General features: G+C 71.3%; 9 protein-coding genes. All 9 read right to left on the bottom strand.

Features of this window, described 5'->3' with window-relative positions; all coding sequences use genetic code 11:
- Positions 1-104 precede the first annotated feature (104 nt).
- Genes ACLKM7_RS07490 through ACLKM7_RS07450 form a run of 9 tightly spaced genes read right to left on the bottom strand, consistent with a single transcriptional unit; the run spans position 105 to position 16,840 of the window.
- Positions 105-845: a hypothetical protein gene (locus ACLKM7_RS07490; RefSeq protein ID WP_436446529.1), complete on the bottom strand. Its 741-nt coding sequence runs from the start codon at positions 843-845 to the stop codon at positions 105-107.
- Complete coding sequence (locus tag ACLKM7_RS07485; protein ID WP_436446528.1) at positions 833-2,491, bottom strand: protein kinase domain-containing protein; 1,659 nt, start codon at positions 2,489-2,491, stop codon at positions 833-835. Before ACLKM7_RS07485 ends, ACLKM7_RS07490 begins: the two co-directional genes overlap by 13 nt.
- On the bottom strand, positions 2,488-3,954 hold the full coding sequence (locus ACLKM7_RS07480) for an FHA domain-containing protein (RefSeq protein ID WP_436446527.1): 1,467 nt from the start codon (positions 3,952-3,954) through the stop codon (positions 2,488-2,490). The genes ACLKM7_RS07485 and ACLKM7_RS07480 overlap by 4 nt, the downstream gene beginning before the upstream one ends.
- Positions 3,954-4,799: a PP2C family protein-serine/threonine phosphatase gene (locus ACLKM7_RS07475; RefSeq protein ID WP_436446526.1), complete on the bottom strand. Its 846-nt coding sequence runs from the start codon at positions 4,797-4,799 to the stop codon at positions 3,954-3,956. Before ACLKM7_RS07475 ends, ACLKM7_RS07480 begins: the two co-directional genes overlap by 1 nt.
- The gene (locus ACLKM7_RS07470; RefSeq protein WP_436446525.1) at positions 4,799-6,076 is read right to left on the bottom strand and encodes an RDD family protein; all 1,278 of its coding nucleotides are present in this window, start codon (positions 6,074-6,076) and stop codon (positions 4,799-4,801) included. Before ACLKM7_RS07470 ends, ACLKM7_RS07475 begins: the two co-directional genes overlap by 1 nt.
- Complete coding sequence (locus ACLKM7_RS07465; protein ID WP_436446524.1) at positions 6,073-8,511, bottom strand: transglutaminase-like domain-containing protein; 2,439 nt, start codon at positions 8,509-8,511, stop codon at positions 6,073-6,075. The genes ACLKM7_RS07470 and ACLKM7_RS07465 overlap by 4 nt, the downstream gene beginning before the upstream one ends.
- The gene (locus ACLKM7_RS07460) at positions 8,508-9,767 is read right to left on the bottom strand and encodes a DUF58 domain-containing protein (RefSeq protein ID WP_436446523.1); all 1,260 of its coding nucleotides are present in this window, start codon (positions 9,765-9,767) and stop codon (positions 8,508-8,510) included. Before ACLKM7_RS07460 ends, ACLKM7_RS07465 begins: the two co-directional genes overlap by 4 nt.
- A complete protein-coding gene (locus tag ACLKM7_RS07455; protein WP_436446522.1) occupies positions 9,767-10,738 on the bottom strand; it encodes an AAA family ATPase in 972 nt (323 codons plus the stop codon). The genes ACLKM7_RS07460 and ACLKM7_RS07455 overlap by 1 nt, the downstream gene beginning before the upstream one ends.
- 33 nt (positions 10,739-10,771) lie before the next feature.
- Entirely contained in the window at positions 10,772-16,840 is a 6,069-nt protein-coding gene (locus ACLKM7_RS07450) for an Ig-like domain-containing protein (protein WP_436446521.1), read from the bottom strand.
- Between the last annotated feature and the right edge of the window lie 173 nt (positions 16,841-17,013).

The following is a 17,013-nucleotide window of genomic DNA, read 5'->3' as shown; positions in this document are numbered from 1 at the left end:
CCGGGCTGCGGCATCCGTCATCGGGGTGTCGCCGTTACGGGCTGGTGTTTTCGCGTGGAAGCGACGACCCGGAGGAAGGCAGAAGGGCGCCGTGCGGGCGAGGGTCAGGCCTCGTCCTCGGTGACCAGATCGCGCTCGAGGTCGAGCAGCGGCAGGTCGTCGCGAGTCACCAGGCGCGCGGCGAGCGCGTGCTCGACCAGGCGCACACGCCGGTTGGTGGCATAGGAGCGCACACCGCCGCGCAGGCCAGGCACGCCGATGCGGTCGAGCTTGTCGCACACGTTGTCGAGCTTGCGGTTGAACCGCGTCAGGGTCCACCCCAGCCGCTCCGCCGCCTGCGACGACGTCGGCAGCTCGCTCATGCCGGTGCCCTCGCGCTTGAGGACCGGCTCGGCCAGCGCCAGGATCATCAGGCGCTGGCTGTGCGTCAGCGGCACGTCGCCGATCGTGCTCAACCCGTCGTCGTCCTCGGCCTCGGGCTGGGTTTCGCGGAAAGCGGGCTCGGCAGCGTGGATCGTGAGCTCGTACGTGGTGGGGCCGGCGCTGAAGATGACGGATGTCGAGGCGAAGACGAGCGGCAGACGTGCGCCGGGTGCCAGCCAGGCCTGCACGCGGCCACCCGAGTCGGTCACCGTCGCGGTCAGGCGGCTGCCGACGTTCGACAGCAGCCATAGGCCCTCGACGTGCTGGATCGTGAGGAAGTTGCGGTGCAGGAAGAGGTTGTCGTCGATCGCCAGGTCGCCCTCGCGGCCCACCGAGAACACCGTTCCCGGCGCGACGGGGAACTCCTCGCCGGCGAACTCGACGGTCAGCTCGTCGGCCGCGCGCGACGTCACGGCGTGCACCCCCGCACGGTGTCGGACGACTGGCCTTGCGAGCGCACCAGCACGAGGTCGATGCACGTCTGGCCGCCCGGGTCGGCCGGCACGACGATCTCGGTCTCGGTGATCGGCTGGAGATCGGGCTCCTGGTCGGCGAGCGTCACGACGCCGTAGAGATAGCGGTCGCCCTCCTGCGGGTCGGGGTTGGTCCATGTGAACCGGATACCGCCCTCGGCGGGCGTGCCGACGATGTCTTCGGGCTCGGGCACGATGGCCGAGATCGGGTCCTGCGGCTTGGAGGACTCCTCCGTCACCGGAGTCTGCTGCGGCGTGCCCGCCAGCATCCCGGGCAGCGACACCCCCACGATGACGGCGATCACGACGAAGACGGCCGCGCCGATCCCGATCCACAGACCGGTGCGGCGTCGGGGCGGAGGCCCGGCGTCGACCTGCTCGGCAGGAGTCACCGGAGCTTCGGCGATGAAACCAGGCGCGCGGATCACCGTCTGATCGACAGCATCCGTCGTCCCCATCACCCCGGGAGCAGTCGCATGTGCGGTCGGCGAATTGCGCAGCACCGTCTCGAACTCAGCCGGGTCGCCGGCGGGCGCGTATCCGGTCGGCACGGTGGCGGGCTGCGGTGTGGTGGGCGCGAACGCGGCGGCGCGGCCGCTCGGCGCGGTCGCGGCCGAGGGACGCGTGAGCCCCGCGGCGGGTGTGGTCTCGGGGTTGATGCTGACGACGCCGCGAACCCGGGTGAGCCCGTCGTCCTCGTCCTGCTCGACGTCCTCGGGGATGTGGTCGTCGAGGATGTCGATCGCCGTGACGGAGTGCGAGAGCTCGATCTGCACCGTCTGCAGTGCACGGGCGAACGCGAGCGCGCTCTCGTAGCGGTCGGCGGACGGCTTGGCCATGGCGCGCTCGAGCGCCCGCTGCAGCGAGGCCGGCACATCGGCGCGGCCGAGCGCGGGCAGCGGCATCGTCTCGATGCGGTGGATGAGCTCGGCGGCATTGTTGCGCTGACCCGCGACCTCGAACGGCGAGTGGCCGGCGAGCAGCGTGTACACCGTGGCGCCCAGGGCGTAGACGTCGGAACGCGGGTCGCTGCGCGGCACGTCGGCGAACGACTCCGGCGGCGACCACGGGATCGACAGGCCCGCGGACTCGGCCGCGGCGCTCGTGGTCGAGGCGATGCCGAAGTCGGTCAGGGCGGGCCGGTTGTACTCGGTGACGAGGATGTTGGCCGGTTTGATGTCGCGGTGCAGGACGCCGGCGCGGTGGGCCGTCTCGACCGCGGCCGCGACCTGCACGCCGACGCGGAGCGACTCGGCGATCGAGAACGGCTCGCGCCGGTAGCGCACCTGCAGGTTCGGCTTGGGGCAGTACTCCATCACGAGGTACGGGCGACCATCGCGGGCGACCCCGGCCTGGTAGATCGTGACGATCGCGGGATGCGTCGAGAGCATCGCCATGACGTTGGCCTCGGCGGTGAACTCCTCGACCGAGCCGCTCGACATCCGATCGGTGAGCAGCACCTTCACGGCGACGCGGCGCTTCGGCAGCTGCTGCTCGTACAGGTAGACATCGGCGAACCCGCCCGACCCGAGGAGGTCGACGTAGGTGAAGCCCGGAAGGTCGGGCGGCGCCATGGGCGCGCGCTTCGCGCTCACGACACCGCCTCGATGGCGACAGTGATGCCGTCGCCGAGATCGAGAACGTCACCCGGCACGACCACCGAGCCCTCTCCGGGGTGCAGACGCATCGGCTCGCTCCCGGCACGCAGCAGCGTCGTGCCGTTGGTGGTGCGCAAGTCGGTCGCCACGATGCTCTCGCCCTCGACGCGAAGCTCGACGTGACTGCGTGAGATGTCCTGCTGCGGGCTGTCCACCGCGACCAGGTGGGGCAGATCGGTTCCGCTGACGCGCGTCGAGCGCGGACGCCGGCCGATCACGACCGTGCGATCAAGCATGACGACCTGGCCCGTCGACAGCCGCACCTGCCCCGGAGCGGGCGGGCGCGGCGGGGCCAGCGGCGACGTGAACGGCGACACGGGCACCGCCGCCGACGACGATTCGCCGGCCGCAGCCTTCAGTGCGCGCGCCTGTGCGAGCGAGATCGTCTCGCCGTCGTGGTCGCCGGGGATCGGCGGTGCAGGCGGGGCCGCGTCGCCGCGCACGACGGTCGCCCCGAATGCGTCGTCCTCCGGCTTCGCGGGCGGGGGCTCTTCCGGCGCTTCCTGGGGCGTGCCGACGGCGTCGCGGTCGGTGCGCACGATGGTCGAGTCGGCGGGGATCAGCGTCTCGGTGAGCGACAGCACCGCGCGCGAGTCGATGAGCCCCGGAATCTCCGGAGGGGGAGCGGCCCCCACGGCTTGTCCACTCGCCGTCCCCCCGGCCGCAGCCACCGGCTGCTCGGCGGTCTCGGGTTTCGCGGCACCGCGCTTGGCGCGCGTGGGCTTCGGCGCCTCGACGGGCTCGGGTGCCGGCACTGCCAGCGGGTTCGACACGCGCGCCGAGCGGGAGCGAGCGGGAGCGGCCTCGGGCTCGGGGGCGGCGAGGGGATCCGGCACGGGCTCCGGGTCGGACACAGGCTCGACGACAGGTTCAGCCCCGGCGGCCGAATCGCCCGGGTCGACGGAGGCGACCCGCGCGGACGCCGCCGAGGCGGACTTCGCCTCGGCCGGAGGCGAAGAGGCGCTCGCGCCGGCGGCATCCCACGTCACGACCGACGCGAGCACGACGGCATCGTTCACCGGCAGTTCTGCGGGGAGGGAATCCTCCGGGGCGAAGACCACCCTGACCACACCCGAGACGAGCCGCTCGTTCCACGTCGTGACCCCGGCGCCCGATACGCGCTCGGAGGAGGTGGCTTCGACGTCGAACGCGATGTCGCCGCGCACGGCGATGCGCACTGCGTCGCCCTCGGCCAGCGCGACGCCGAACGGAGGGATCGCCGTCAGGGACGTGCCGTATGCACCGGTGAGCGCCTCGATGACGCCGCCCAGCCCTCGGCCGTCGGCCACGAGCGTGCGGATCCGCGCCGCCAAGGTGTGCGGCGTCTCGGATCCGAGCACGACGAACCCGTGCGGCGTGACGGCGACCGGGGTCGCCCCGGGGGCGTACAGCGTCGGCATCAGAATCCTCCTGAGGCGATCGCGCGGGGAAGCGTGTCGCCGTCGATGTCATCGACGGGCGTGCCCGCGGGAACCGTATCACTCTCGCACGATCCGGTGCCTCGTGTGCGGACGTCGGTCGCGTCGACGACGAGCGCGGTGATGTTGTCGCGTCCACCGCGCACCATCGCCTCGTGCACGAGGCGCGTCGCTGCCGCCTGCGGATCCGCCTCGGCGATCAGGATTCCGTGGATCGCGTCGTGCTCGAGTTCGCCCGACAGCCCGTCGGAGCAGACCAGGATGCGGTCGCCGGCCTCGGCCGGGATCAGCCAGTAGTCGGGCTCGCCGTCGCTTCCCGCACCGATCGCTCGGGTGATGACGTTGCGCCGCGTGTCGCGCTGCGCGGCATCCGCCGCGAGCTGACCGCTGTCGACGAGTTCCTGCACCACCGAGTGGTCGACGCTCACCTGCTCGAACACGCCGGCACTCAGGCGATACGTGCGCGAGTCGCCCAGGTTGACGGTGAGCCAGTACCCCTCACCGTCGACGTCGGCGATGACCACGCCAGCCAGGGTCGTCCCGGCGCCGGCACCGCGCCCGGCCGGGAGCGCTCCGACCCGCCGGCGTGCCGTGGCGACGGTGGTGTGGACGTCGTCGATCGTCAGGCTCTCGCGACCGGCCAGTCGCGCGAACTCGTCCACCACGGCGGCACTCGCGATCTCACCTGCCTGGTGCCCGCCCATGCCGTCGGCCACGAGGAACATCGGCGTCTGGGCGATGTACGAGTCCTCGTTCACGCGACGGCGCAGGCCGGCGTCGGTCGCGGCGCCGAAGACCACCGTGATGGGTGGCGACTGCGGCGACATCACGCACCGCCGACGGTGGCCGTGCGGTCGCCGAACTCCAGGCGATCGCCCGCACGCAGGCTGGTCTGCAGGCCCGGGACGAGCGGGATGCGGCCACCGTCGCGGATCAGCACCGTGCCGTTGGTCGAGTGGCGATCGACGACCCACGCGCCGTTGGCGTCGCCGCCGATCTCGAAATGCGTCTTCGACAGCGACAGCGTCTCGTCGCGGACGGCGATCGCCACGGCACCGGGCTCCATCGCCGGATTGCGGCCGTAGAGCGTGCGCCCATAGACGGCCATGCGCGTGCCGTCGTCCCACGTCAGGACGGTGAGAACGGGCGCATCCTCGTACAGCGCTGCGCGCTGCGCCGGCGGCGGCACGGTCGTCAGCCGGGTCTCGTCGAGATCCTCGACGGCGACGGCGGTCGGGGCGACGAGCGGCTCGGTGGTCGTGGCCGCCGGGAACGGCATCGTCAGGCCGGGGAAGTCGCCGGCGACCGCGTGGCTCGCTGCCGGCACCCCCGAGATCACGCCGGCGGGTGGGGCGGCCGTGCGGTGAACGATGACCGTCGCCTCGCCGAAGGCGTCGTCTTCGGCCGGCTGGTACGCGGGTGCCGGGATGCCGGCGGCACCCGCCGGGGCGTAGGCCGCGGCCGCGACTGCCGGGGCCGAGGCGTACGCAGGTACCGAAGCGCCCGAGGCGTAGGCAGAGGGCGGCGTGTGCACGGGCGCGGTCGGTGCGTGCGCGTAGGCGGACGGCGTGTGAGCATGCGGCTGCGCGAGGTACGGGTTCACCGAAAGCTCGGCGAACGGCGGGTGCACCCCTCCCGTCGCCCGCGCGTCGACGACGACCGTCCTGGCCGCCCTGTCGTGCCAGCCCTGGCGGCGGGGACTCGAGTCGAAGAGCGGACTGAAGTAGCCGACGACGATCGAGCCGGCGAGGCCCCACACGAGGTTGCGCAGGACCGCGCGCCAGAACCCGATGGGCGCGCCTGTCGCCTCGTCCTGAAGACGCACGCCGAATGCGCGCTGGCCGATCGAGCCGCGCCCGCCCTGCATGGCCGAGTACACCAGCAGCCACGCCACGAGGCACGCGGCCACCACCGCGTACGAAGTGATGGCGACGAGCGCGACGAGTCCGTAGTCGCGGCTCGCGCTGCTGCCCATGACGACGATGGCCAGGAGGACGAAGAGGACGAAAGCGAGCCCATACGAGATCGCGAGATCGACCGCGAAGGCACCGGCTCGGCGCCCGAGGGACGCGGGGTGCGCGATGAGGGGCTGACGTGCGGTCATTCGTTCTCCTGCGGTGCTGGAACGGAGCGCTCGGGTGCGCTCTCGGGTGCGCCGTCCGCCTTGGCGCGCTTCGTCGCGCGCTCGGGACGGACTCGCGCAGAGATCGGCGCTCGATCGGGCAGCGCGAACCGCGTGCCGGCGAGGAGGGAGCGGATGCTGAGCCGCGCCTTCACACGCTGCCACCACGTGCGGCTGCTGGCCATGCCCCCGACGATCTCGTCGACCTGGGCCCAGAACTCCTCGACGTCGTCGGGGCTCGGTTCGGCGGGACCGAACACCTCGAGGTCTGCGCGCGAGGCGAGGGTGCCGACACGGGGCTCCGCGAACGCGGTGCTGAGGACCCCGGCCTCTTCCAGACGGGTGCCGCCCGGTCGCACCGGAGCTCCGTGGTCGGACGCACGGTCGACCAGCTCGTCCCAGCCGCCGCTGATGCGATCGGCGGGCCGCTCGGCCGCGCGTCGCCGGCGACGCCGGGTGGCCTTGAGGACCCCGATCACCAGGAACGGAGCGAGCAGCACGAAGAGGATGCCGAGCGTTCCCGCACCGATGCCGACGATCGTCCACAGCAGCGTCAGGTCGAGGGGATTCTCGTCCTCCGAGCCTCCGTCGTCGGTCACGGTCGGCGGCAGATCGACCGGCTCCTGCGGCGGAGGCGGCGGCTGCAGCACCTGCGGCTTGGGGTCGGCCTTGGGCTTGGTGGTCTGGTCGTTCGGGACCTGGTCCTCGGGCGGCGTCGGGTCGAAAGGCACCCAGCCGGCGCCGTCGAAGGCGATCTCGACCCACGCGTGCAGCGAGTCGCCGGTGGCCTCGAACACGCCCTGTCCGGCCTGGTCCTCGTCGGGGTAGAACCCCATCACGACGCGGGCCGGGATCCCGACCTCGCGGGCGAGGAGTGCCATGGCGGTCGCGTACTGCTCGTCGTCTCCGACCATCTGCTCGGCACCCAGCAGCGTCGAGATGCGCTCGGCGCCGTGGCCGGCCCGCGAGATCACCTCTCCGGCGAGGCCGTGGCTGAAGAAGCCGCCCTCCGAGAGCATCGTCTCGAGCGCACGTGCCTGCTCGATCGGCGTCACCGCCTCGGCGACCGCCTTGGAGGCCACATCCGCCAGATCCTGCGGCACGCCCTCCTGCTTGGGCAGCGACACCGGCGCGAACGGCGTGTCGGCGAGGGCCTCGTCGCTCGGGATCTCGGGGATGACGCTCTCGATCGTGTACGCGTCGCCCTTCTGCAGGCTGGCGGTGACCACACCAGTCGCGGTCGACTCGTTGTAGTGGGCGGTGCGGCGCAGGTCGTCGGCGCGATCGCCGTCGAACGTGACGCTCTGGACGGCGCCGGCATCCGGCATCCATACGCCTTCGAACGCGCCGATCTCGACGTGGACGGTCGCCGGCGTGCCCTCGGCGTTCACGGACATGTTCGTGCGGATGGGCGAGAATGCGCTGGACGATCCGGCGCCGTCGTCCGAGACGTTGTAGACCGTGCCGTTGTAGGCGTCCATGGTCGCCAGACGCACGCGGGCATCCTCGGGCAGACCGCTGACGGTGAAGAGCGTCTCGTCGGGGAAGTCGCGCACGTACGCGCGGAACGACTGCAGCGGGCTCGGGAACTCGCGGATGTCGAACGGCGGGATCACGACGTCGCGCAGCACGTAGCGCGGGGAGGAGGGGGCGGCGAAGGCGCTGGTCGTGACGCCGACGACCCCCGCGATCGCGATGACCGCGACGCCCATGACGGCGCGACGCAGCGCGGCACCGCGGGCGCCCGAGGAGGTCTCACCCACCGAGACGGCGGCGGCCTGCGGCTGCCACGCCTGACGGATCGCGAGCCACACCACGGCGACGAGTCCGAAGACGACGCCCTGGATCACCGGCACGACGGGCTGCGACGTGCCGAGCGCGATCTCGACGGCGAGGAACGCCGCGGCCGGGAGCAGCGCCCATGGCGCAGAGCGCGCGCGCAGAGCCAGCGACGTCGTCAGCACCGCTGCGACGAGCGCGAGCAGGAAGGGGACGATGAGGTGGCCGTCGTCGGCGGCGACCGGTGTGACCGTCGTCAGCAGCTGCTTCCACGACGTGATCGTGCCCTCGGCGAGCAGACGCAGCGTCTCGAGCGTCGGGATGACACCGGCGACGGTGGTGTGCGGCAGCGCGAGCGCGCCGCCGAAGAAGAAGTACGCGACGACGGTGGCGCCTGACAGCAGCAGGATGCCCCAGCGCAGGACGGCGCCCAGAGCGCCCAGGCTCATGCCCAGGAGCAGCCCGCCGACCGCGGCGACGAGATAGCGCGGGCCGTCGAAGGTCGACCAGAAGCCGATGACCGGGATCGAGAGAAGAGCCAGCGTCGCGCCGAGGTCGAGCAGCCAGCGGCGGGCCGGCAGGGCGACCGCAGGCGTGGCCGGCGCGGCGGTCTGGGCCTTCGTGGGTGCGGAGGTCATGCGAGCACCTTCCGCAGTGCCCCGGCCAGCTGCTCGAGCGCGCCGATGGTCACGACGTCGGCCTCGCCGATGCGGCGGAGCGTCGGCGAGGTCGCACCGGAGTCGGCGACGACGGCGAGCACCCGCGCGCCGAACGGCAGCCGGCTGCACGCGGTGCGCAGGTCGTTGGCATCGACCGTGCTGCCGCACACCAGCACCACGACGCTGGCCAGCGCGAGCGTCGCGGCGACCGAGCCGGCGAGCTCGACGATGCTGCCCGCACGCGGCCGCGAATGGGTGAGGCCGGAGAGCGCGTCGAGGAACTGCTTGCCGGTGCCCGCGGGGAGCCCGCGCTCCTGCACGCGGACCTCGACGCGCTGCGAGTCGCGCAGCGCGCGCAGCCCGAGCGAGCCGGCGGCCGAGATCGCGAGTTCGAACTCCTCGTCGCCGCGGTAGTCCGCGGGACTGGTCGAGAGCCCGATCACGAAGTGCGAGCGGCGCGTCTCCTCGTACTGGCGGACCATGAGGTCGCCGGTGCGCGCGGTGGACTTCCAGTGCACGTGACGCAGATCGTCGCCGGGCTGGTATTCGCGCAGCGCGTGGAACGACACGTCGTCGCGCGACAGGTCCGTCGCGGGGAGCCCCTCGAGGTCGCGGAGGAACCCCAGCGACTGCCCGTCGAACAGCACCGTCCGCGGGTGGACGAAGAGGTCCACCGGCTCGTCGCGACGGTGCACGCGCTCGAACAGGCCGAGCGGATCGCCCCGCACGACGCTCACGGGACCCACCTTCACCACGGCACGGCGGGTCGTCGGGATCGCGAACAGCTCCTCGGCGGTTTCGCCGGGAGCGAGGCGACCGACCTCGAAGACGCCGCGGCCGGACCCGACCGGCAGCAGCACGCGGGAAGGCAGGATCGCACGTGTGCTGCTGTTGGCGAGCGTCAGCGCACCGACGGCCCGCTCGCCCACCACCACGCGCGTGCGGTTGAGATCGAGCGACACCTCGTACGCGGTGCGCCCGATGAGGAACAGCAGGCACAGCACGAGCACGGCCGTCACGACGACGGCCGCGACGGTGAGCTCCCACCAGCCGAGGATCTGGCCGAAGATCCACAGCACGACGGCCGCGGCGATCAGCACCCAGGCGACCGGGCGCACGACGGCGAACACGCCGCGCAGCCAGCGCAGCGCGATCGACGCGAGGTGCGCCGCCGCGCCGACGGCGACGCCGCGCTCCTGCGCGGCGCCCGCAGTCCCGAGTGCGTGAGAAGTCATCAGGCGGCGGACCTCGCCTGCGGTGCAGCCACCGCCTCGAGCACACGTGCGACCACGGTCTCGGCGCTGGTGCCGGCGAACTCGGCCTCGGGATCGAGGACGAGACGGTGGGTCCACACCGGGCCGGCGAGGGTCTTGACGTCGTCGGGCAGTACGAAGTGGCGGCCCTGCGCCGCGGCGAAGACCTTGGCCATGCGGATCATCGAGAGCGAACCGCGGACCGAGACGCCCACACGGGTCGCGGCATCCTGGCGGGTCGCCTCGGAGAGCTGCGCGGTGTATCGCAGGACGGCGGGATCGACGTGCACCGTGGCGGCGAGATCGGCCATGTCGGCGACGGCGCCCGTCGTGATGATCGCGGACAGATGGGCCGACGGGTTGCGGTCCGCGGCACCGGCCAGGATGCGCTCGGCCACCGCGAGATCGGGGTAGCCGATCGAGGTCTTGATGAGGAAGCGGTCGAGTTGCGCCTCGGGCAGCTTGTAGGTCCCCGCCTGCTCGATCGGGTTCTGCGTGGCGATCACGAGGAACGGGCGACCGACCTCGTGCGGCACGCCGTCGACCGTCACGCGGGACTCCTCCATGACCTCGAGCAGCGCGGACTGGGTCTTGGGCGACGCACGATTGATCTCGTCGGCGAGCACGATCGAGGCGAACACGGGTCCGCGGTGGAACTCGAACTTGTGCGAGGCCTGGTCGTAGATCGTGACGCCCGTCACGTCCGAGGGCAGCAGGTCGGGCGTGAACTGGATGCGGCTGCTCGTGCCCTGCACGGTGGCGGCGAGCGCCTTCGCGAGGCTGGTCTTGCCCGTGCCCGGAGCGTCCTCGAGGAGGACGTGCCCCTCGGCGAGCATCGCCGACAGCACGAGCGCGACGACCTCGCGCTTGCCCATGAGCGCGTGGTCGACGTTGTCGACCAGTCGCGTGAAGGTGCCCTGGAACCAGGCCGCCTGTTCGGGGGTCATCGTCATGCGCGTGTCTCTCTTTCGATGTGCATCTCGTCGTTACCAGGTACGCCGCTCGGACGTGCCCCAGCCGTCGATGGTGACCCAGACCTCTGCGCCGGCGTCACCGAAGTAGCAGCCGATCTGCGTCTGGCCGTTGGCCTTGAGTGAACGGACCGACCCGCCCGCGAAGGGAGTGCCGCCGTATGGGCCTGTCGCGTTGCAATGGACCCGATAGTCGCCGGCAGGGAAGTTCTGCGTGTTCACGACGAAGAAGGCACAGGCATCGGAACTGCAGTTCGGCTGGCCCTGCGCAGACTGTCCCCGACTGACCCAGACCTTCGGCTGTGGCGGCGCGACCGTGCGGTCGGACGCCGACGCGACCTGGGAGACCTGGCCCTCGGTGTCGTACGCACGTACCTGTATCGTCCCGGTGAAGTTGTAGCCGTGATCGATGGTGCGGCTGCCTTCACGCCCGACGTTCTGCCAGCCGTTGCCGTTGATGTTGATCTGCATGACCTGGATGCCGCGACCGTTGTCGGCTGGCGCGGACCACGAGTACACGATCGACGTGCCGCTCGCGCGAGCCGTGGCACCGGGGGTGCGCACCGGCCCATACGGGATCACCTGGTTCGACGGCGCGGACTCGGCGCCGTTGTACCGCACACCGTCCATCGCGGTGTAAGCCCGCAGGCGCACCGTGTAGGTCGTGCCGTTATTCAGGCCGCCGATCGTGTTATTGCCGGGGAGTGCCTGCCATCCGGCGCCGTTGAGCGAGTACTCGTACGCCATCTCGTTCGTGTTCGCACCGTTGCCGGGCGCGTCGTTGTAGCTCACCGTGAGCGAGCGGTCTCCCTCGCGCGCCGACACGTCGGTCGGCGCTCCCGGCGCGACGAAGGCGCGGCGCGGCGCCGACGGCGCGCTGTCCGCCCCCCAGCCGGCCTTGTTGCGGGCGGCCACGGTGAACGTGTAGTCGGTGGTCGAGGCGTCGATGGCGAGCGCCTGCGAAGTCTGGCCGCCCGGGATCGCATCGATCGTGCGCACCACCGCGCCACCGCGGATGACGTTGAGGCGGTACTCGGCGATCGCGTCGCCGTTGTTGGCGGGAGCCGTCCACGACACCCGCATCTGGGCCTGCGATCCGACCGGGTCGAGACGCTCGACCGACGGGGCTCCGGCAGCATCCGGCGCCCGCGCCGGGATCTCGCTCGCCGACCAGCCGCTCCAGCTCGACGGCTCGGGCGCGCGGTTGTGCGCCTGTACCCGCACCTGATAGGCCGTGCCGTTCTCCAGCCCGTCCCACACGAGCGCGTTGCCGGTGACCGCGGTCTTCTGCGCGATACCCGACGGCGGTGCTGGCGAGATCTCGAGAGTGAACGTCTCGACGGGCGAGCCGGGGGTCGTCGGAGTGACCCAGGCGACCTGCAGGCTGCGGTCACCGTAGACGAGCGTCGGCGGGTTGGGCGTATCGGGGCGCGCGTCTGGGCGCGCCGTCTCGGACGGCGCGGACGGGTCGGACGGACCGACACGGTTCTCGGCGACGACCGTGAAGTTGTACTCGACGTTGTTCGTCAGGCCGTCGAGCGTGCAGGTCGTCGCGAGACAGACCTTCTCGTAGTTCCCGGCCGTCGACGTCACGACGTAGCGCTCGATCTCGGCGCCGTTGTTGGCCGGGGGCGTCCACGCCAGCACGACGGTGCGATCCTGCACGCTCGAAACGGTCGGAGTTCCCGGCGCGTCCGGCTTGCCCTGCACCGTCAGGCGGATGCGGCCTTCGACCTCGCGGTCGGGGTCGTTCGTGGCATCCTGGACGCGATAGCGCACTACCATCGTGCCGAAGAACGTCTCGTCGGGAGTGACCCGCACCTCGTCGCCCGCGACTTCGACCTGGCCCTGACCGGTTTCGACCAGGGCGGTCGTGATCTCGAGCGGGGTGTCGGGGAACGGGTTGACGTCGTTGGCGAGCACCGGGACCGTCACGGTCTTGCCCTGATGCGCCTCGTCGACGATGTCGTCGTTGGCCGTCGGAAGCTCCCGTGTGGAGGCGGTGACACGGACGTTGACCACGCCCTCGACCGGCTCGGTCGTGCCGTCGTCGACGCGCAGACGGATGGTCGCGGCCGAGCCCTTCGGCGTGCCGGCGTCCGCGCTCACGCGCAGCTCCTGGTCGTCGACGGACGCCGACATGCCGTCGGGCGAACCGCCGACGATCTCGTACCGCATGTCTTCGAGATCCTCGGGATCAGGATCGGTCGTGAGGCCGAGCAGATCCAGCACGGCGGGGTCCTCGCCGGGAGCGACGTCCATCTGCCCGTTGATGAACGTCGGCTGCTGGTTCTCGGGTGGCAGCACCGTGACCGGCAGCGTGAGGGTCGCCTTGCGTCCCTCGGGGTCGTCGGGACCGGTGCCGTCGGTGACCTCGAACGTGATCGCGTCGGGGCCGAAGTACCCCTGCGCCGACGTGTAGACGAGCGTGGTCTGGTCCTTCACAAGCGAAGAGCCGTCGCTGTGGGCCGCGGTGACCTTCGCCGCCTCGGTGACGACCACCTTGGCATCGCCGACGGCGCGCACGTGGTCTGCCAGTGCGATCTCGACGGTCTCGCCGCTGGCGACCTCGACCGGGTCGGTGGAGATGAGGCTCGGCGGCAGCGACGACAGCGCGGGGACGTGGATGAAGGCGGATGCCGCGTTCCCGTCCTGATCCGTGATCGTGTACGTGATCAGCCGGTCCTCGTCGCCCAGGGTGATGCTGACGGTGCCGTCGGCGCGCACGCGCGCGCCGGGGTCGGACACCGTCACGTCGAGGTCGTCGAGCGTGCCGTCGGGATCCTCGTCGTTGGCGAGGACCTCGAGCTCGACGGTGTCTTCTTCGACATCCTGGGCGCGCACGTAGTCGTCGCGCGCGATCGGGGCCAGCAGCGGCACGTCCTCCGAGACGGTGATCTGCACGACGGCCTTCGCCTGAGCGCCCCGCGCATCGCGGATCGTGTACTGCAGCGACGTCTCGGTGGGCTCGGACGGCGAGGTCACGGTGACCCGGTTGCCGTCGACCTTGGCCGCGAGTCCGTCGACGTCGGGCAGGATGAGGCCGTTCTTGAGCACCCAGTACTCGTCGCCGTCGGGATCGGAGTCGTTTTCGAGCACCGGCACCGCCACGCGCCGGTCCGGTCGCATCACGACCGCGTCCTTCACGGCGTACGGCGCCTGGTTGACGCCTTCGGCCGGCGCGATGCCCACGCGGATCGACGCGGTCGCCTCGGCGCCCAGGCGATCGCGCACGCGATACGTGAAGGCATCCACCCCGGCGGTGTCGTCGAAGGCCTCGTAGATCATGTAGTCCGAGCCGGTCTCGATGATCCGGCCCTTCTCGGGCGATGAGGCGATGCCCACGAGTCTCACCGAGTCGCCGTCGGCGTCGATCCCGTCCAGCGGCACCGTGATGCGCACGCGGCTGCCGCCGAGGACGCGCGAGGTCAGGTCGCGCGGGCGCGGCGCCGCGTTCGTCTCGGCGTTGACGGGCAGCACCTGGATCGTGATGTAGCCCGCGTCCTTCTGCCCCGTGCTGTCGACGACCTCATAGGTCGCGTACACGGTCCCCGGTTCATCCGAGGCGCGGAAGCGCACCGTGTCCTGCGAGACGAAGATCTCGCCCTTCTCGGGCTCGGGCAGCGGCGCCACGAGCTCGGGAGCGACATGGATCGCGTCGTTGTTCGGGTGATAGTCGTTGTCGAGCACGGGGATGTTCACGACATCGCCCGCGCGCACCACGACCTGATCGTCGTTGGCCACCGGCGGGCGGAGCTGTGCCGGCGCGGGGATCGGGATGACGATCACGTCGCCCTCGGCGGACTGCGAGCCGTTCGAGATGCGGTACGAGATCCGCACCTGCTCCGACAGCGCCGCTTGGTCGCTGATGCGGAGCGTCTCGTGGTTGAGCACGGCCACGGCGATGCCCGAGTTGGGCTCGACCGTCACCGATTGGATGACGAGGATGCCGCCCGAGGGGTCGGAGTCGTTCGTCAGGGCGTTGACGAGGACTTCGCCGCCGCTGGGCAGGAGCGCGACGTCCCGCACCGCCACGGGCGGGGCGTTCGTCTCACCCTCTGGGAGGACGTCCACGCGGACGATCCCGGGGACGGCGTTGGCGCCCGCGGCCACCAGGTACTGGACGTAGTACGTCGCCGGGGTCGCCGACGTGAATGTGAAGGTCTTGTTGGCATAGTCGGGGGCCAGCTCGGCACCGGCTACGGGATCGACGCGGGTCAGGCGCAGCGGCTCGCGGCCGGAGCTGGTGTCGTTGGCGAGCGGCGAGACGGTCGCGGTCTGCCCGACACGCACCGCCACGTAGTCGGCGTTCGTGATCGGAACCGTCGAACCCACGGGGCGCACGTCGAAGCGCACGGTGCCCGTGGCCGCCTCCATGCCGTCCGACACGACGATCTCGACGTCCTTGCGCCCCTGCACGCCGCCCACCGCACGGTAGGTGATGCGTCCGTCCGACGTGAAGTCGGCCTCGTCGCCCTCGGCGGGCACCACCCCACTCAGGAAGACGTCGTCGCCGTCGGGGTCGATCCAGTCGGGCAGCACGCTGTACGTGACCGTCCCGCCGGACTCCACCGTCACGGTCGTGACGCGCTTCTGCGTCGGGGCCGCGTTCACGTCCCAGCCACGGACGGTCAGCGACGCGGTCGCGGTGTCGGTGCCGCCGCGTCCGTCCGAGATCTCATAGGTGAAGGACGTCGAGCCCGAGGCGTCCTCCGGGATCGCGATCTGCAGCGCGCGCCCGTTGTCGATCGACTGCACGTCGCCGATCGAGGGGCCGCCATCGACGACCTGGGCCGTGAGCACATCGCCGTCGGGGTCGCTGTCGTTGTCGAGCAGGGGCAGGATCGTGGTCCGCCCAGGACGCACTCCGAGATCGTCGTCGGTCGCGACCGGCGGCGTGTTGATCTCGGAGCGCTCGGGAGTGGTCGTCTCGACCGTCTCCTCGGTGGTCTCCTCGTTCTCCTCGGTCGCCTCTTCGGGGGGAGTGATCTCCTCCCAGTTGTCCACGCGCTGCAGGCTCTCGGATGCCAGCCACGTCGCTCCGCCGACGATGTCGTTGAGCACGATGACGTCGCGGTTGACGCGGAACTTCAGCACCGAGGAGGCGTCAACGCCGTCGATGTCGCTCGTGAGGTCGTCGTCGTCGCCCAGGCAGTCACGCACGAAGCGCGCCGATCCGCTCCAGGCGCCGTAGGCGCACCCCTCGAGCCATACGGGTGCGGCCGGAGACCCGCTGGACCCGGCATCGACGACCTTGGGCTCGGCACCGTCGAACGGGACGCGAGCGAGCGCGCCGTCGGTTGCGATGGTGAAGCCCTCCGCCGCTGCCGAGGGCTGCTGCAGCACTCCGTCGCGCGCACCCTCCACGGCGAAGGAACGACCGTCGGCGTAGGCGGTGCCCGTCGATGCGTCCAGCACGACGGGGCGTTCGCCGACGGCCGAGATCGACAGCTCCGCGTCGCCCGGAAGGTCTCCGAGCCCTGTCCGCACCGGATCCGACGGCGTGCCGTCCTGCTGCAGGCGCACGGTGACAACCTCGCTCGTCTCGGCCGAGACGGCGTGGACGACGCCGTCGACGCCCACCGTGACATCCGCCCCCTCGCCGACGTTCGCGGCCGGATCGGTGCCCTCGATCTGGAACGAGCCGACGCCGGCTGCCGCGACGACCCACAGGTCGCCGGAGCTCTGATCGAGGATGGCCACCGTCGATCCGCCGAGCTCGACCTTCGCGCCGCCCGGGATGTTCGCGGCTTCGGCCATCGAGACCATCGCCGGGTCCACGACCGCAACGCTCGAGCCGGCCTCATCGACGACGAGCACGTTCTCACCCGACTGGAGGATGTCGTACTCGTCGCTGCCGGCACGAAGGCCGCCGTCGAGCACCTGCGACTCGTGGTTGAAGTGCCCCACGAGGAGGGCCGATTGCTTCGTGACCCACACGCCGCCGTCGTGGAGGTCGACTTCGGTGGTCGGAAGGCCCTGATACACGAAGGCCAGGGTCGTGAGGGTGACCGCCGCAGCCGTGACCGCTCCGGCCGACGCGAGGGTGCGGGGCCGGGCACGGAGCCACGCGGAAGACCTCATGGACCTCGGCCTCCTCCGGGGCGTGTGCGTCTACTGGTGGAGTCGCACCTGAACGGGTCAGGCGCTCACTGAAGACAAAGGGGAACGATTCAGCCTAACCCGGACGTCTGAGAGTCGCCCGCCGCAGGCCGTTCGGCTCAGGCGAGCATATTCTGCCTGGTCAGCGGCATCGA

Source organism: Microbacterium sp. I2 (assembly GCF_051364985.1).
Classification (GTDB): domain Bacteria; phylum Actinomycetota; class Actinomycetes; order Actinomycetales; family Microbacteriaceae; genus Microbacterium.
The sequence above is the reverse complement of the archived record's forward strand: the minus strand, read 5'-3'. Positions and strand labels throughout refer to the sequence as shown.